Raw genomic sequence first — 15,305 nt, 5'->3', positions numbered from 1 at the left:
ACGGGCAACGTTTTCGAAATATGGGAGAGTGAAACCATTGAATCTGTGGGAAGCATTTGTAGCGGTTGTTCTGGGTCTTGTCGAGGGGCTTACGGAGTTTGCGCCAGTCTCCTCGACCGGCCATATGATTATCGTCGACGATTTTTTGTTCCAGACCCAAAACATGTTTACGCCAGGGGTAGCCAACACCTTTAAAGTGGTGATCCAGTTGGGCTCGGTTTTGGCAGTGGTGGTTCTGATGTGGGATCGCTTCTTGAATTTGCTGGGCTTGAAGAAACTTCGCGGCCGGGAAACGGATGGACCTCGTCTCAATTTGTTGACTGTTCTGGTTGGGCTCATACCTGCGGGGGTCGTCGGGGTTCTGTTTAATGATTACATTGATGAACACCTGTTTTCGACAAAGACGGTTGTCATCGGTCTTGTACTGGGTGCGCTGCTGATGATCGTAGCGGACTGGTTCCGTCCGGGACGTCCAAAGATTGATACCGTAGATCAGATCACCTATAAACAGGCTCTGGTGGTCGGTTTGGTCCAATGCTTATCACTTTGGCCAGGTTTTTCACGATCGGGATCGACGATCTCTGGCGGGGTTTTGCTGGGGATGAGTCACCGGGCAGCTGCTGACTTTACCTTTATCATGGCTGTTCCGATCATGGCTGGAGCAAGCTTTCTCTCGCTTTTAAAAAGCTGGCATGCCATCACGATGGATGTCGTCCCCTTTTTCGTCATCGGTTTTATCAGTGCCTTTGTGTTTGCCCTGGTCTTCATTCGCTTCTTTTTGAAGCTGATCAACCGCGTTAAGCTCGTGCCGTTTGCGATTTACCGGTTGGTTCTGGCTGCTGTGATCTACTTTGTGTTCATGTAGGAAAAGACGCAAATAAGAGCTTTCCCGCTGGCAACAAACCCGGAGCGACTGTGGCTCCGGGTTTGTTTGATCGGTCGGAAGCATTTAGCTGGGAAACGAATGTGGCCTTAGCTTTGGTATCCCAATTCCCGCGAAATACTTGCCGACGTCTCTTTCATTTTCCCGACCAGCTCATCCTGCACCCGCTCTATCGTGATCCGGCTGCTCGGACCGGCGATGCTGAAGCTGGCGATTACCTTGCCCTGATAGTCAAAGATAGGAGCGGCGATGCAGCGAATCCCATCCTCGTTTTCGATGTTGTCCAGCGCAAAGCCTTGTGTTTGGATCAACTTGATTTCTGCATCCAGCACTTCTTTGGACGTAATGGTTCTAGGCGTTTTGGCGACAAAATCAAAGGTAGAAACAGCCCGCTCATAGGCGTCCTGCTTCATGCCCGCCAAAAGCACTTTGCCCACACCCGTACAATACATCGGTGCGCGGCTTCCAATGCGCGAGAACATGCGGATCGTTTGCGTACTCTCTATTTTATCGACATAGATGACTTCATGACGGTCTTCCATGCAAAGGTGAACGGTCTCATTGACGTCCCCGGACAATCTTTGCAAATACGGCTTTGCTACAGAAATGACATCCATTCCGCTCAGGATATTGCGGGCCAGATAGATCAATTGAAAGCCGAGCTTGTACTTGTCCGACTCTTCGTCTTTGACGACGTAGTTCATTTTCAGCAGAGTGGCCAAAAGCCGGTGCGTGGTGCTCTTGGACAAGCCCGCTTGCTCTGCTAAACGGGTAATCTGCATGCCGTCAGGATAGTCGGACAATGTCTGCAACAAACGAAGCGCACGTTCCAAGGATTGAACATTTGCCATGGCCTTTCTCCCCTCTTTGGAACCGTGTTCCCTTCTTCATGGTAAGGGAAGCGAATCGGGTTGTAAATATTGGGGAGCGGCGTGCATTCTTGTTGTCCGCAAAATGGTCATCATCGTTTTGTTTAGAAATTGTTCAGACCATAACGATAGAATGGGTGTGAGATTTTTCACACATGTTGTTCACGCGAGGTGAATGACAGGTAGGCAGGCAGGCGGGTGTACTATGAATGCTAGGAAAAGCATTATGATCGTTGACGATGCTGTGTTAATCAGGTATATGATGAGCAATATGATTCAATCTCTGGGCTTTGGGATCGCTGCGGAAGCCATGTCCGGGGAAGACGCCGTCAGAAAGTATCGCTTGTATCGGCCAGAGCTTGTGCTGATGGATATAGCGATGCCGGGTATGGACGGTTTAAGTGCGGTTCAGAAAATCATCGAATTTGATCGGGAGGCCAAAATCATCATCTGCTCCGCCGTTGCCCAGCGGGAAGTGGTGATCAAAGCAATTCACGCAGGAGCGCAGGATTTTATTGCCAAGCCGCTGCAAATGGAAAGGATCGAATGGTCGATCCGTAAAGTGCTGGGTACATAGCGGCGAAGAGAGCGGCCAGCCAGTCCTCATCCGTCGGCATTGTTCATTTCCCGTCAAATTGATTATGATGGGAGAAGGGGTTTTTTTATTTTCATCCCCCGTGAAAGGATGTCAAAGATGAGCAAAACACTGGTACTGGCTGAAAAGCCTTCTGTGGGACGGGATATCGCGAGAGTCTTGCATTGTCATAAAAAAGGAAACGGCTTTTTTGAAGGCGAGAAATATATTGTTACCTGGGCTTTGGGCCATCTGGTGACCCTGGCTGATCCGGAAGTATACGGGGAGCAGTTCAGCTCATGGAAAATCGAGGATTTGCCGATCCTGCCGTCTTCCTTCCGGCTGGTGGTGATCAAGGAGAGCAGCAAGCAGTTTCACACGGTGAAGCATCAGCTGAACCGAAAGGATGTCAGGGAGATCGTCATCGCTACCGATGCGGGACGGGAAGGTGAGCTTGTCGGCAGATGGATCATCGAGATGGCGCGGGTGCACAAGCCGATCAAGCGTCTCTGGATTTCATCTGTTACGGATAAAGCGATCAAGGACGGTTTTCGCCGGTTAAAAGAGGGCAAGGAATTCGAGCCGCTGTACGCTTCTGCGGCTGCCCGTGCCGAGGCGGATTGGGTTGTGGGCATTAACGCGACGCGCGCGCTCACCTGCAAGCACAATGCCCAGCTCTCCTGCGGCCGTGTGCAGACGCCGACCCTGGCGATCATCGCCCGGCGGGAGCAGGAAATCCGGGAGTTTACACCGCGGCCGTTTTACGGGATCACAGCCGTGGCAAAGAACAATCTAAAGCTGGTCTGGCAGGACGCGAAGACCAAGGATATCAAAACCTTTTCCCGGGAGACTAGCGATCAGATCCTGAAGTCGCTCAAAGGGAAGGACGCCGAAATCGTCGACATTGCCAAAACGAACAAAAAGAGCTTTGCCCCCCAGCTCTACGATTTGACGGAGCTGCAGCGCGATGCCAACAAGCTGTTCGGCTACTCGGCCAAAGAGACGCTGTCCATCATGCAGGGTCTCTATGAAAATCACAAGGTGCTGACCTATCCGCGGACCGATTCCCGCTATCTCTCCTCCGATATTGTGGAGACGCTGCCCGATCGGATCAAGGCGGTCCAGATCAAGCCGTACGCCCCGTTTGCGGCGAAATTGCTCCGTTCACCGGTCAAAGGAAACAAGTCCTTTGTCGATGACAGCAAGGTATCCGATCACCATGCCATCATCCCCACGGAACAAACTGTATTCCTGGGTGATTTGAGCGACAAGGAACGGAGAATCTTCGACCTGGTGGTCAGACGCTTCCTGGCGGTGCTGTTTCCGCCGTTTGAGTATGAGCAGACCTCCATTTACGCGAAAATCGGAGAGCAGTCGTTCATTGCCAGGGGCAAGCGGGTCATTGCTCAAGGCTGGAAGGAAGTCTACGATCATGATGTGGAGGAAGAAGACAGCCGAGAGGGAGTAGGCGAGCAGCTGCTGCCCAGACTGTCCAAAGGAGATCGGTTGCCGATCACGACCCTTTCGCAAACAGCAGGCGAGACGAAACCGCCGGAGCCTTTTACGGAGGCCACGCTGCTGTCTGCCATGGAGAATCCGGCCCGGTACATGGCCAATGAAAAGAAAGAGCTGATTCAAACCATTGGCGAAACAGGCGGCCTGGGCACGGTAGCGACGCGGGCGGATGTGATCGACAAGCTGTTTAACACGTTTCTGATCGAAAAAAGAGGAAAGCACATCCATGTCACCTCAAAAGGAAAACAACTGCTGGAGCTGGTTCCTGATGAGCTGCAATCTCCCACACTGACCGCCCAGTGGGAACAAAAGCTGGCTGCCATCGCCAAAGGAAAGCTGAACAAGCAAGCCTTTATCGGCGAGATGAAAGGGTATGCCAAATCCGTGGTGCAGGAAATCAAAAACAGCGAGAAAAAGTTCCGGCACGATAATCTGACCCGAACCAAATGCCCGGAATGCGGCAAGTTTTTGCTGGAGGTCAACGGGAAAAAAGGGAAAATGATGGTCTGTCAGGATCGGGAGTGCGGGTATCGGAAAAACATCGCCAAGGTGACCAATGCCAGATGTCCACAGTGCCACAAAAGGCTGGAGCTGCGAGGCGAGGGCGAAGGGCAAACCTTTGTCTGCGTCTGCGGTCATCGGGAAAAGCTGTCTACCTTCAACGAGCGCAGAAGCCGTGAGAAAAACACCAAGATGTCGAAGAAAGAGGTATCTCGCTTTCTGCGGGAGCAGAGCAACGACGATGATGCCATGGTGAATACAGCGCTTAAAGATGCGCTTGCCAAGTTGAAGCTGGATCAGTAATCCCGTGCGAATACGGGTATCAGAAAGCCTTTCGTCTCCGATGTACAGGGAGATGAAGGGCTTTTTTGTTTATACTTTCGGAAAATTTAATTTTGCTAAAGCGATAAAGGGTGAAAGTATAAGAAAAACTAAGGCTTTCGCTATTTGACTTGGCGATAAGCCAAGTTTTTTCTAATTAGATAAAGATGAAAACAGCACTGTACAGCAATAGCACTCCCATTCCGATATTGAATACTCTCTCATGCTTGGATATCCATGTGTGAAACAGGGCTCCAAAGCTGGCCCAGCTAGAGGTGCTCAGAAAGCCGACAAACCCGAGAAAGAACGAAAAGAAGATCAAGCTGATCTGAGATTGGTAGAAAGGGATAACAAAACTGGATATCGCGGTGATCCCGTAGAGAATCGCTTTTGGGTTGATAAATTGTAAAAGGAATCCAGTAAAAAAGGAATAAGTCTTCTCCTCGTGAAGATCGTTCTTTTCAGACCGACTGGTCATGATTTTCACGGCGAGATACACCAGATAGAGCGCTCCCAAAATGCTCATTGCTGTCTTCATTTTGGGGAGGAAGCCAGACAGCAGAAGATGAAAATAACTGCTCATAAGGGCAATGACTGTGGTCCCGGTCGTTACACCGAGAATAAACCAGAGTGTTTTCCTGAAACCCACCTTGGCTGCAGAAGTCATGGATATAAAATTATTCGGACCAGGTGTAAACGACGTGACAAAAACGTATAGCAAAAACGGTACCCACTGCATGTGAAAGCCAACTCCTTTGTATGTTATAATGTCGGAAGCGTACGTTTTAACGTCTGTTCGCTATGATTATACAATATGATCGCTATAACGCACAATTGGGGGATGTGTAGCTGTATGGACAATATTAATGTTGTGCTTGCGGAGAACCTAAAGACCTTGCGGACGAGCAAGAAGCTCAGTTTGGACAAGGTTGCCGAGATGACAGGGGTAAGCAAAACGATGCTTGGCCAAATTGAACGAGGAGAATCCAATCCAACGATTCAAACAGTCTGGAAAATCGCGAATGGCTTAAAAATCTCGTTTACTGCGCTGATCAGCCATCCACAGCCCGATACCCGTGTCGTTACGAAAAGCGAGATTCAAATGCTGCAACAAGACGATGGAAAATACAGAGTCTATCCCTTTTTTCCTTTTGAGGACAACAGGCAGTTTGAAATGTATTCCGTGGAGATTGACAGCGGGGGATATGTGAGCGCAGAACCGCATCGCGAGGGCACGGAGGAATTCATTACGGTATATGAAGGAGAACTGACGATCCGTTTGAATCAAGAGGAATATCGTATCAAAAGTGGCGAGTCGATCCGATTCAAGGCCGATCGGCAACATGTGTATCACAATGGAGGTGACCTCGTTACTCGACTATGCATGGTCATCTCCTATCCTGATTAACAGGTACCATTTGGAGAACGCAAGTGGCCTCCCTCTGAGGGAAGCCACTTTTTTCAAAGATGAGACAAAGGGCACTGCCGCCTGTCTTTGCTTCCACGACCAGTTCTCCGGTAAGCTGTGCAAGAATAGAGGCACGTATTTTCGAACCACAGGACAGAGTAATGGTCATCGGCAAAGCTGACGAGGAACCTCAAGCTTCTCAAAAGGTTTGAAGGCTCATTGTCCCTGTATCTTTGTACAGCTTCACAAAACCTAGACGATTTATCCACATGATCTTAACAAAGGCTTGCTAGGATAAAAGACGTAAGCGAGTACATCATCATATACCGACTGTACGCGGGTTGAGACGAGGAGAAAGCCCCCATACAGGAATAGCTGAGCGAGGACAAAGCTGCACTGCGCAGTTCTGTCTGTCTGGGCTATTGCTGGGTGGGGGTTTTTTGTCCAGCGAAGACGCGGACACAGACGCAGAGAGGAGAGAGCGAGAGGCTTTGCCGGATGCAGCTTTGTTTGACGCGTATTTCTTTGATTTGGACGGCACTGTTTTTATCGGAGACCAATTGCTCCCAGAGGCAGCGGAGACGCTCGCAGCCCTGCGGGAGTCCGGGCGAAAGGTCATGTTCCTGACCAATACCTCGGTGCAGACGAGAGCCGACTGTCTGGCGAGATTGCACAGGCTGGGAGTGGATGCGGAGCTGGAGGAGATTATGACCGCCGCTTATGCGGCCGGGCAATTTCTGCAAGAACAGGCAGATCAGGCGCTTGTTCTGGTGATCGGCGAGACCGCACTGGAAAAGGAATTGGAGGGCTTTGGGATCGCGCAGGTAAAGAATCCGCTGGACGCTACGCATGTCCTGGTCGGCATGGACCGGCAATTTACCTATCAAAAATTACAGGCCGGAATGGAAGCTGTGCGAAATGGTGCGCGACTGATCGTGACCAACCCTGATCCGCTCTGTCCGGTCCCTGGCGGTGCGATTCCCGATACCGGGGCATTGGCCAAGGCGATCGAGACAGCGAGTGACGGACAGGTATGGGCCACAGTCGGCAAGCCCTCTGCCTACTACGCGGAGAAGGTATTGCAGCGGATTGGCCTGTTGCCGGAGCGGTGCCTGATGGTCGGCGATCGTCTGGAGACGGACATTCTGCTTGGACTGGGCAGCGGCATGAGAACTGCGCTTGTCTTGACCGGAGTGACCGGGCGATCAGATGCAGAGGCGGCACAGATCAGACCCGACTACATCCTGCCGACGATGAAAGAGATTCGACTCGGCTTGCTGGGCCAGGTTGCAGATTAACAGGACCTTTACGAAAACCAAATCCCAGCTTCGCACCAGACTGCTATGATGATGCTTGGTATCAGGGAAATATCGGGTTTGAGTGAAGAGGAACAGGAGGGAGAGACATGGCCGAAGTAGAGCTGCGGCGCATCTCCAAGAAATATGATCAGCAGATGGTGGTCCATGAGGTGAATGCGGTCATCCAGCCGGGAGAGTTTTTTGTCCTGGTAGGCCCCTCAGGCTGCGGAAAATCGACGACACTCAGAATGATTGCCGGGCTGGAGGAAATCAGCACAGGAGAGCTGTTGATTGGCGGAAAGCAGATGAACCACGTGCCGCCAAGCGGGCGCAATATCTCCATGGTCTTTCAAAACTACGCCTTGTACCCGCATTTGACGGTGCAAGAAAATATACTGTTTGGCCTTCAGGTGCGCAAAGTGGACAAGCGCGAACAAGCCAAACGGCTGAATCAGACCGCGGAGATGCTGGGGCTTTCCCAATTGCTGCAGCGCAAGCCCCGCGAATTATCGGGAGGACAGCGCCAGCGGGTGGCCCTTGGCCGGGCGATCGTCAGTCAGCATCCGATCTGCCTGATGGACGAGCCGCTGTCCAATCTGGACGCCAAGCTGCGCGGACAGATGCGGACGGAGATTCGCCAGCTGCAGCAGGAGCTGGGGATTACGATGATCTACGTGACGCACGACCAGGTGGAGGCGATGACGATGGGTGATCGGATGATGGTTCTCCGCGACGGAGCGGTGCAGCAGGTGGGACGCCCTCTCGATGTGTACAATCACCCGGCCAATCTGTTCGTCGCTGAATTTACCGGATCGCCCCCGATGAACACGGTGCATGGGCTGTGGCGCGAGAACAATACGCAGTCCGGCATCGAGATCGGGTCTGGCAGCGATCAGATGCTGCTGCCACTGAGCCGGGTTGAAGGTGTGAGGGAAGGAGCATCCGTAATCCTGGGGATTCGCCCCGAGGCTCTTCAGCCTCTGCCAGTGGAACAATCGGTCTCGGACAGTACGAGCTCGGACATCAGACGCTTTACGGTCACTGTGCAAGCAGTGGAAATCCTCGGATCGGAGACGATTGTAGAGTTTGAGCTGGCAGGAGCCCGCTGGAAGGCCAAATGGAATGGCCAATGGCCGTGTAGAAAAGGCGAGACAGTAGGTGTCGGCTTTGATCCAAGGCAGGTCTGTCTGTTTGACCAGCAGACCGGGAAAAACCTGATCTCCTCTGCTCCCGAACTGAAACGGACGGATGTTTTTCAAACGAATGCGGTCTAAAAAAACCAAATGGGAACCGCGCCATGTTATTGAAAACGGTGCGCCAATCTTTACAAACAAAGGAGAGAAAACCTCATGCGTAAAGTAGTGAAAAGTTTATTTTCCGTACTGGTGGGGATGGCACTGATCACAGGCTGCTCCAGCGGCAATGCACCTTCATCCGGCAGTCAAGCTGGCACAGGAAGTGAAGCGAAGACGGGTTCGGGTACAGCGACTGCCGGCGGAAATACAGAACTGACTTTCTTCTACCCGGTGGCGGTGGGAGGCCCGCTGACAAAAATTGTGGATGGTATGGCCGAGGAGTTCAACAAACAAAACCCGGAGATTACGGTCAAGCCTGTCTACACGGGCAGCTATCAGGATACGACGACCAAAATCCAGGCAGCCGTGCAGGGGAAAACGCCGCCAGATGTAGCGGTGATGCTCTCGACAGAGCTGTATACCATGCTCGATATGGATGCCATCATTCCTCTCGATGACTTCATCGCCAAAGACGGCGGGAATGAGTATGCCAACGACTTTTTCCCAGCGTTTATGGCCAACTCCCAGTCGGAGGGCAAAACGTACAGCATTCCGTTCCAACGCAGCACCATCGTGCTTTATTACAACAAAGACGCGTTCAAGGAAGTCGGTCTGGATCCGGAAAAGCCGCCGCAAAATTGGGACGAACTGATCCAGTACGCAGAAAAGCTGAAAAAGGATGGACGCGCGGGAGTGGAAATTCCGACTTCTGGCTTCGCGAGCTGGATGTTCCAGGCATTTGCCCTGCAAAACGGCAAAAACCTGATGAGTGAAGACGGGAAAAAGGTATTCTTTGATACGCCTGAAAATGTGGAAGCCCTGCAGCTGTGGGTGGATTTGGCGAAAAAGCATAAAGTGATGCCTGAGGGTGTAATTGAGTGGGCCACCGTGCCATCCGACTTCCTGGAAGGCAAAACCGCGATGATGTACCACACGACGGGCAACCTCACGAACGTAAAGAACAATGCCAAGTTTGATTTCGGCGTCGCATTCCTGCCGGCTCGGAAAGGATTCGCAAGCCCGACAGGCGGCGGAAACTTCTACATGTTTAAAGGAACGGAAGCCAAGAAGCAGGAGGCAGCCTGGAAATTCATCCGGTTTATGACCGAGCCGGAACGTGCGGCACAGTGGAGCATCGATACCGGCTATGTGGCTGCCCGCAAATCAGCGTATGAGACCGAAAAAATGAAACAGTACGTCCAGGATTTCCCGGCGGCAACCGTGGCTCGTGACCAGCTTGAGTATGCCGATGCCGAGCTGTCTACGCATAACAACGGAAAAGTGACCAAAATCCTGAACGACGGTCTGCAATCCGTGATTACCGGTCAGTCACAGCCGGCTGCTGCCTTGAAAAAAGCGCAGGAAGAGGCCGAAAAAGCACTCGCGCCGTTTAACAAATAGTAGAAACCGAAGATGGATTGGGGGAGCGAAACATGGGGCGAACACAACGCGCAAACTGGAAGATCAACATCTACGCCTGGCTTCTGCTCCTTCCCTCCCTCATCTTCCTCATTCTGTTTACCTTTTACCCTGTGCTTCAAACGGTTATTCTCAGCTTTCACCAAGCGGATCTGGGTACCCCAGAGCCGTTTTTTAACGGGGGAGAGAACTATAGACAGATGCTGGAGGATGAAGTGTTCTGGAAGGTGCTGACCAACAACCTCTGGTTTGCTCTCGGGACGGTTCCGACGAGCATGGCGCTGGGGCTGGCGATGGCGCTGTTTGCAAACAAAGTGCTCAGAGGAAAAGGCTTTATCCGCACCGCCTACTTTTACCCGACCGTCGTGCCGATGATCGCGGTGGCCAATATATGGCTGTTTATCTATACGCCGGAGTACGGTGCGCTCAGCCATGTGATGGAGTGGTTCGGCCAAAGAGAGATGAATTGGCTCGGGGACAAAACCAATGTCATGTTTGCCATGATCTTCATGGTGATCTGGAAAGAAGCCGGCTATTTCATGATCTTCTATTTGGCCGGGCTGCAAAACATCTCCAAGGAGCTGTATGAGTCAGCGTCGATGGACGGTGCCCGCCCGTGGACTGTCTTCAGGCGGGTGACCTTCCCGCTGCTGATGCCGACCACGATGTTTGTCATGATTATTGCCTTTACCAACTCGTTCAAGCTGGTAGATCATCTGGTCATCATGACCAAGGGCGGTCCCGACAATGCCAGCAATTTGCTGCTTTACTACATCTACGAAACGGCCTTTTCCTTCTGGGACCAAGGCATGGCTTCAGCGCTCACGATTGTCATGGTGGCCCTGCTGTTGCTCGTGGCCGCTTTGCAGTTCTTTGGACTGGATAAAAAGATTCATTACAACTAAGGGGGAGCGCAGATGTTCCGTAAACTGACGGGGGCTGCCATGTTCGGATTGGCAGCACTGTGGCTGTTTCCGCTGCTGTGGGCGCTTTGGACTGCATTTAGGCCCAGGGAGCAGGCGATTTCCTGGACGCTCAGCACAGACCTGACGATGGCTAATTTTGTGACGGTGTGGAACGGGGCTCCCTTTGCCCAGTATTATCTCAACACCTTTCTCATCGTCACCGTGATATTGTTCGTGCAGATTGTGACCGCTACACTGGCCGCCTATGCGTTTGCCAAGCTGCGGTTCTGGGGGCGGGATGTGCTGTTCCTGCTGTTTTTGGTGCAGTTGATGGTGCCGGCTGACATCCTGATTTTCCCCAACTACAATGTCTTGCGTGATCTGTCCCTGCTGGATACGAAGCTGGGGATCATGCTGCCGTACTTTGCCTCTGCGTTCGGCATCTTTCTTTTGCGCCAAACCTTTAAAACCATCCCGCATGAGCTGGAGGAAGCAGCGCGAATGGAAGGCTGCTCGTGGTGGCAAATTCTCTGGCGCGTCTATGTTCCGCTGGCAAGACCGACGTATATTGCATTTGGATTGGTCTCCGTCAGCTATCACTGGAATAATTTTATGTGGCCGCTGATTGTCACCAACTCGGTGGAAAATCGGCCTTTGACGGTTGGCTTGGCGATTTTTGCCCAATCTTTTGAAACCGGGGCGCAGTGGGCGGAGGTAAGTGCTGCCACGATCATGGTCATTTTCCCGCTGTTGCTTGCCTTTTTCCTGTTTCAACGGCAATTTATCAACAGCTTCATCCATTCCGGGGTGAAATAAGCAAGGAGGCAAAGACATGGGAGAACGCGGTTCCGTAACCATCTCCACCTACGCATTGTTTGACCAGCCGCTGGAGCAAGCAGTCCGGCAGATCATCGAAGATGGCTGGAAGTCGATTGAAATCATGTGTGAAGCAGGGCACAGCGAGCTGTTGCGATGGCCGAAAGAAAAACAGAAGGAATTCAAGCAGGCGGGCATCGAGCAGGGAATCACCTGGTCGATCCACGCTCCCATTGAGGGCTGCAATCCGGCAGCAGAGAGCGGAAAACTTCGCGACCAGTCGCTGGAGATGATGAAGCGTTGTCTGGAGCTGGCTGTTGAGCTGGATAGCGCCCATGTGGTAATGCACGCGGGAGAAGTGCATGATCGGCTGGATGAAGCGGAGCGGGCTCGCGGTGTGGAGCAGGTTCAGCGCTTTGTCGAACCGTTGGTCAGCCAGCTTTCCGGGACAGAAACGGTCCTGACACTGGAAAATGTGCCTCCCTATCCCAAGGTACTGGGCTGGACCGTTAGTGATCTGGTGGAAATCTGTGCACGCACGGACTCACAGCAGCTGGGGATTGTGTACGATGTGGGGCATGCCCATCTGATCCGCGAGGGCTATGCACTGGAGGCGCTGCAGGAAGTATTTCCGTATCTGATGGGACTTCATCTCAGCGATAATCACGGGCTGAAGGATGACCATCTGGCAGTGGGGGAAGGGTCGATTCCTTATTCAGCGATCCTCGCCTGGCTCAAGGAAAACAAGTACGCCGGAAGCTGGGTTCTGGAGACCACCAGTTTGGCTGATGCCCGGCTGAGCCTCCAGCGATTGAAGGAACTGTAGACACCGACCAGCATCGCAGAAAACAACGGATCATGACGAAGGGGGTACGGGGCTTTTGAAAATACAGCAAATACTGAAGGCAGGCTCTATCATAGCCGCAACCCAGCAGGAACAATTGCCGGAGGCTCTCGCTTCTTCCGCCAGTGCGATTTTGCTGATGTACGCCAAACTGACGGGGCTGTTGGAGGACGCAGAGCGATTTGCACAATCCCCAAAGCCGATCTTTCTGCACACGGATCTGATGAATGGCTTGTCCAATGACAAAGAGTCGCTGCGTTTTCTGTCCAGGCACATCCGGCCTGCCGGGATTGTCTCCACCAAAAGCCACATGATTCGCGTTGCCAAAAAAGAGGGGATGCTGACAATTCAGCGCATTTTTCTGATCGACAGCAGCTCCCTCCAGACCACGATCAAAAACGTCCTCGAAAACCAGCCGGATGCGATTGAAATCATGCCGGGTATCGCGCCCTCGATCATTCCCTATATCAAAGAACAGCTTCCGCAACCGATTATTTTGGGCGGGCTGATCTGGAGCCGGGAACAGGTACGGGAAGCGCTGGCTCACGGAGCGGATGCGGTATCACTCAGCAGGTCAGATTTGTGGAATATGACAGAGAAGTGATGAAAAACAGGAAATACTTATGAAAAGGGTAGAAATAAAAGGATGAAGTCTTTTTTTAGACGAATTTAGTTTAAAAAGATATTCATTGTATATTGACAAATAAAAATATTTGTGGTATAATATTTATATTTGTTGTTGACCTTCGTTTCGCCGGTGTGATACATAATAACTGGTTATGTATCGATCTACTTTGAAATGAGGGGGCGTTTGATGTGAAAGGCTCAACAGGTGTGAAAATGCTGGAACTGCAAGAAGAAGGTTTGGGCGGCCGGACGTTTCTGCACCCTGCCTTGATATGGGATGCAGAAGGGGCTGTTCTGGTCGATACCGGTATGCCGGGATCGTGGGAACGGATACGGGCCGAAATCCTGGCTGCTGGTGTTTCTCTCGACCAACTGAAAGCAGTCATCCTGACCCACCAGGATTTCGACCATATCGGCAGTCTCCCTGACATTTTGCAGGAATTGGGCGGACGGATACAAGTGTACGCGCACGCTCTTGACCAGCCTTACATCGAAGGCGAACTGCCGCTGATCAAAACAACGCCAAGCAAAATGGCACCGATGCTCGCAGCCCTCCCGGAAGCAGAGCGACAAAAAGTCTTGGACCTTTTTGGAAATCCCCCGAAAGCAAAGGTGGATCAGACTCTCGCGGATGGGGATGTGTTTCCCTGCTTCGGCGGCATACAAGTTATCCATACGCCAGGTCACACACCAGGCCATATCAGCCTGTATGTGAAAGGAAACAAAACACTAATTGCCGGCGACGCCATGGTTTGCGCCGAGGGGATTTTGCATGGACCCGTAGCCCGGGCGACGCTGGATATGGATGAGGCCCTGTGCTCGGTAAAAAAGTTTCTGGACTTTGAGATTGAGTCAGCCATTTGTTATCACGGGGGACGCTGCGATCAGAATGTGAGAGAGCAGATTGAACAGCTGGTAGAGCCGGAAAGCAAATAAATCAACATCACAAATAAATGCTGCGTAAATCCAATCGAAAACAGCCACTTTTCATTGTTTGAAGATGAAAAGTGGTTTTTTTTGTGCATGATTTGCTTTATATGAAAAGTTATTGTATAACATGTTATATATAACCATGTCTCTATAAAGTGAATAAACAGATTGGAGTGATCACAGTGAAAAAGATCGACTTGAGCTTGGTGAAGGAATTACGTGAAGCCACCGGAGCTGGGATGATGGATTGTAAGGCAGCTTTGGAAAAAGGGAATGGTGACAAAGACCAGGCCCTCGCGATTTTACGGCAGAAAGGGGTAGCCGCTGCGGAAAAAAGAGGACAGCGTGTGGCTGCAGATGGCCTGGTCCATGCGCATGTGAGCGCGGACCAAAAAATAGGCGCGCTTGTGGAAATCAACTGCGAGACCGATTTTGTAGCGAAACATACAGATTTTAAGAAATTCGTTCAAGAGATCGCCGGACTGGTGATGGAGCGGAATCCTGCCCATACAGAAGCACTGCTGACGATGTCTATGACAAATGGCAATACTGTCGCGGAAGAGGTAATTCATTTGATAAACCGTTTCGGCGAAAGCATCGCGATTCGGCGCTTTGTCCGTTTTGAAGCCGAGAGCTGCGGTTTGATTCATCATTATATTCACGATGATTATTTGACGGAGGGGAAAATCGGTGTGCTGGTGGAATTGTCCGTTGACCGCGAAGAAGTGCTTTCCCATCCTGTGTACAATCAGTTTTGGAAGGACCTCGTCCTGCAGATTACAGCAGCCAAGCCCGAGTATGTGAGCAGAGAAGAGATTTCCGCTGAAATCATGGAAAAGGAAAAAGCCATCTATCAAGAAAGGGCAGGGCAGGAGGGGAAGCCGGAGGAGGTTATCCGCAAAATGACAGAAGGCAGGCTTGATCATTTCTTCAAAGAAAAATGTTTGCTGGAACAGCCCTTTCTCAAAGACCAAGGACAGCGAATGTCCGCTTTCCTCGAGAGAGTAAAGGAGCAGGCAGGCATCCAAAATCTCGCGGTCGTGCGATTTGTTCGCTTTGAGCGAGGAGGAGCCTCGTAAAGGAGAAGAGCTTCTCTACAA

Annotated in this window: 15 protein-coding genes; 13 read left to right on the top strand and 2 right to left on the bottom strand. The window is 51.6% G+C overall.

The window, feature by feature from the left end:
* The first annotated feature begins 37 nt into the window (after positions 1–37).
* On the top strand, positions 38–865 hold the full coding sequence (locus NDK47_RS26600; protein ID WP_305883355.1) for an undecaprenyl-diphosphate phosphatase: 828 nt from the start codon (positions 38–40) through the stop codon (positions 863–865).
* A 107-nt stretch (positions 866–972) separates the two neighbouring features.
* Here the strand turns inward: NDK47_RS26600 and NDK47_RS26595 are convergent, their stop codons facing one another.
* A complete protein-coding gene (locus NDK47_RS26595; RefSeq protein ID WP_251872713.1) occupies positions 973–1,734 on the bottom strand; it encodes an IclR family transcriptional regulator in 762 nt (253 codons plus the stop codon).
* Positions 1,735–1,957: 223 nt separating this feature from the next.
* Here NDK47_RS26595 and NDK47_RS26590 point away from each other — a divergent pair, with 223 nt between their 5' ends.
* The gene (locus tag NDK47_RS26590) at positions 1,958–2,329 is read left to right on the top strand and encodes a response regulator (protein WP_251872712.1); all 372 of its coding nucleotides are present in this window, start codon (positions 1,958–1,960) and stop codon (positions 2,327–2,329) included.
* Positions 2,330–2,446: 117 nt separating this feature from the next.
* On the top strand, positions 2,447–4,645 hold the full coding sequence (locus NDK47_RS26585) for a DNA topoisomerase III (RefSeq protein ID WP_251872711.1): 2,199 nt from the start codon (positions 2,447–2,449) through the stop codon (positions 4,643–4,645).
* Between the two features lie 175 nt (positions 4,646–4,820).
* Here NDK47_RS26585 and NDK47_RS26580 read toward each other — a convergent pair whose 3' ends face one another.
* Positions 4,821–5,402 (bottom strand): LysE family translocator, encoded by a 582-nt coding sequence (locus NDK47_RS26580; RefSeq protein WP_251872710.1) that lies wholly within the window; start codon positions 5,400–5,402, stop codon positions 4,821–4,823.
* Positions 5,403–5,516: 114 nt separating this feature from the next.
* Here NDK47_RS26580 and NDK47_RS26575 point away from each other — a divergent pair, with 114 nt between their 5' ends.
* The 10 genes from NDK47_RS26575 to tsf all read left to right on the top strand — a co-directional run bounded on the left by NDK47_RS26575 (position 5,517) and on the right by tsf (position 15,284).
* A complete protein-coding gene (locus NDK47_RS26575; protein WP_251872709.1) occupies positions 5,517–6,071 on the top strand; it encodes a helix-turn-helix domain-containing protein in 555 nt (184 codons plus the stop codon).
* 491 nt (positions 6,072–6,562) lie between these two features.
* Positions 6,563–7,369 (top strand): HAD-IIA family hydrolase, encoded by an 807-nt coding sequence (locus NDK47_RS26570; protein ID WP_251876405.1) that lies wholly within the window; start codon positions 6,563–6,565, stop codon positions 7,367–7,369.
* 107 nt (positions 7,370–7,476) lie between these two features.
* Positions 7,477–8,643 carry an ABC transporter ATP-binding protein gene (locus NDK47_RS26565; RefSeq protein ID WP_251872708.1) on the top strand — a complete coding sequence of 389 codons (1,167 nt, stop codon included), beginning with the start codon at positions 7,477–7,479 and terminating at the stop codon, positions 8,641–8,643.
* 75 nt (positions 8,644–8,718) lie between these two features.
* A complete protein-coding gene (locus tag NDK47_RS26560; protein WP_251872707.1) occupies positions 8,719–10,065 on the top strand; it encodes an ABC transporter substrate-binding protein in 1,347 nt (448 codons plus the stop codon).
* Between the two features lie 32 nt (positions 10,066–10,097).
* The gene (locus tag NDK47_RS26555; protein WP_251872706.1) at positions 10,098–10,988 is read left to right on the top strand and encodes a carbohydrate ABC transporter permease; all 891 of its coding nucleotides are present in this window, start codon (positions 10,098–10,100) and stop codon (positions 10,986–10,988) included.
* Positions 10,989–11,000: 12 nt separating this feature from the next.
* Positions 11,001–11,804 (top strand): carbohydrate ABC transporter permease, encoded by an 804-nt coding sequence (locus NDK47_RS26550; RefSeq protein WP_251872705.1) that lies wholly within the window; start codon positions 11,001–11,003, stop codon positions 11,802–11,804.
* Between the two features lie 16 nt (positions 11,805–11,820).
* Positions 11,821–12,630, top strand: coding sequence for a sugar phosphate isomerase/epimerase family protein (locus NDK47_RS26545; protein WP_251872704.1), 810 nt, complete (start codon positions 11,821–11,823; stop codon positions 12,628–12,630).
* 55 nt (positions 12,631–12,685) lie between these two features.
* On the top strand, positions 12,686–13,252 hold the full coding sequence (locus NDK47_RS26540; protein ID WP_251872703.1) for a glycerol-3-phosphate responsive antiterminator: 567 nt from the start codon (positions 12,686–12,688) through the stop codon (positions 13,250–13,252).
* Positions 13,253–13,464: 212 nt separating this feature from the next.
* A complete protein-coding gene (locus NDK47_RS26535) occupies positions 13,465–14,211 on the top strand; it encodes an MBL fold metallo-hydrolase (RefSeq protein WP_251872702.1) in 747 nt (248 codons plus the stop codon).
* 176 nt (positions 14,212–14,387) lie between these two features.
* Positions 14,388–15,284 carry a translation elongation factor Ts gene (tsf, locus tag NDK47_RS26530; protein WP_251872701.1) on the top strand — a complete coding sequence of 299 codons (897 nt, stop codon included), beginning with the start codon at positions 14,388–14,390 and terminating at the stop codon, positions 15,282–15,284.
* Positions 15,285–15,305 lie beyond the last annotated feature (21 nt).

This window comes from Brevibacillus ruminantium (assembly GCF_023746555.1).
GTDB lineage: Bacteria > Bacillota > Bacilli > Brevibacillales > Brevibacillaceae > Brevibacillus > Brevibacillus ruminantium.
This window is presented reverse-complemented; position numbering and strand designations above follow the sequence as displayed.

Excerpts from the sequence above, each read along its gene's own strand:
- NDK47_RS26575 (WP_251872709.1), top strand. The coding sequence starts at position 5,517 with ATGGACAATATTAATGTTGTGCTTGCGGAGAACCTAAAGACCTTGCGG.
- NDK47_RS26545 (WP_251872704.1), top strand. The coding sequence starts at position 11,821 with ATGGGAGAACGCGGTTCCGTAACCATCTCCACCTACGCATTGTTTGAC.
- NDK47_RS26560 (WP_251872707.1), top strand. The coding sequence starts at position 8,719 with ATGCGTAAAGTAGTGAAAAGTTTATTTTCCGTACTGGTGGGGATGGCA.
- NDK47_RS26550 (WP_251872705.1), top strand. The coding sequence starts at position 11,001 with ATGTTCCGTAAACTGACGGGGGCTGCCATGTTCGGATTGGCAGCACTG.
- NDK47_RS26555 (WP_251872706.1), top strand. The coding sequence starts at position 10,098 with ATGGGGCGAACACAACGCGCAAACTGGAAGATCAACATCTACGCCTGG.
- NDK47_RS26590 (WP_251872712.1), top strand. The coding sequence starts at position 1,958 with ATGAATGCTAGGAAAAGCATTATGATCGTTGACGATGCTGTGTTAATC.
- NDK47_RS26580 (WP_251872710.1), bottom strand. The coding sequence starts at position 5,402 with ATGCAGTGGGTACCGTTTTTGCTATACGTTTTTGTCACGTCGTTTACA.
- NDK47_RS26585 (WP_251872711.1), top strand. The coding sequence starts at position 2,447 with ATGAGCAAAACACTGGTACTGGCTGAAAAGCCTTCTGTGGGACGGGAT.
- NDK47_RS26595 (WP_251872713.1), bottom strand. The coding sequence starts at position 1,734 with ATGGCAAATGTTCAATCCTTGGAACGTGCGCTTCGTTTGTTGCAGACA.
- NDK47_RS26565 (WP_251872708.1), top strand. The coding sequence starts at position 7,477 with ATGGCCGAAGTAGAGCTGCGGCGCATCTCCAAGAAATATGATCAGCAG.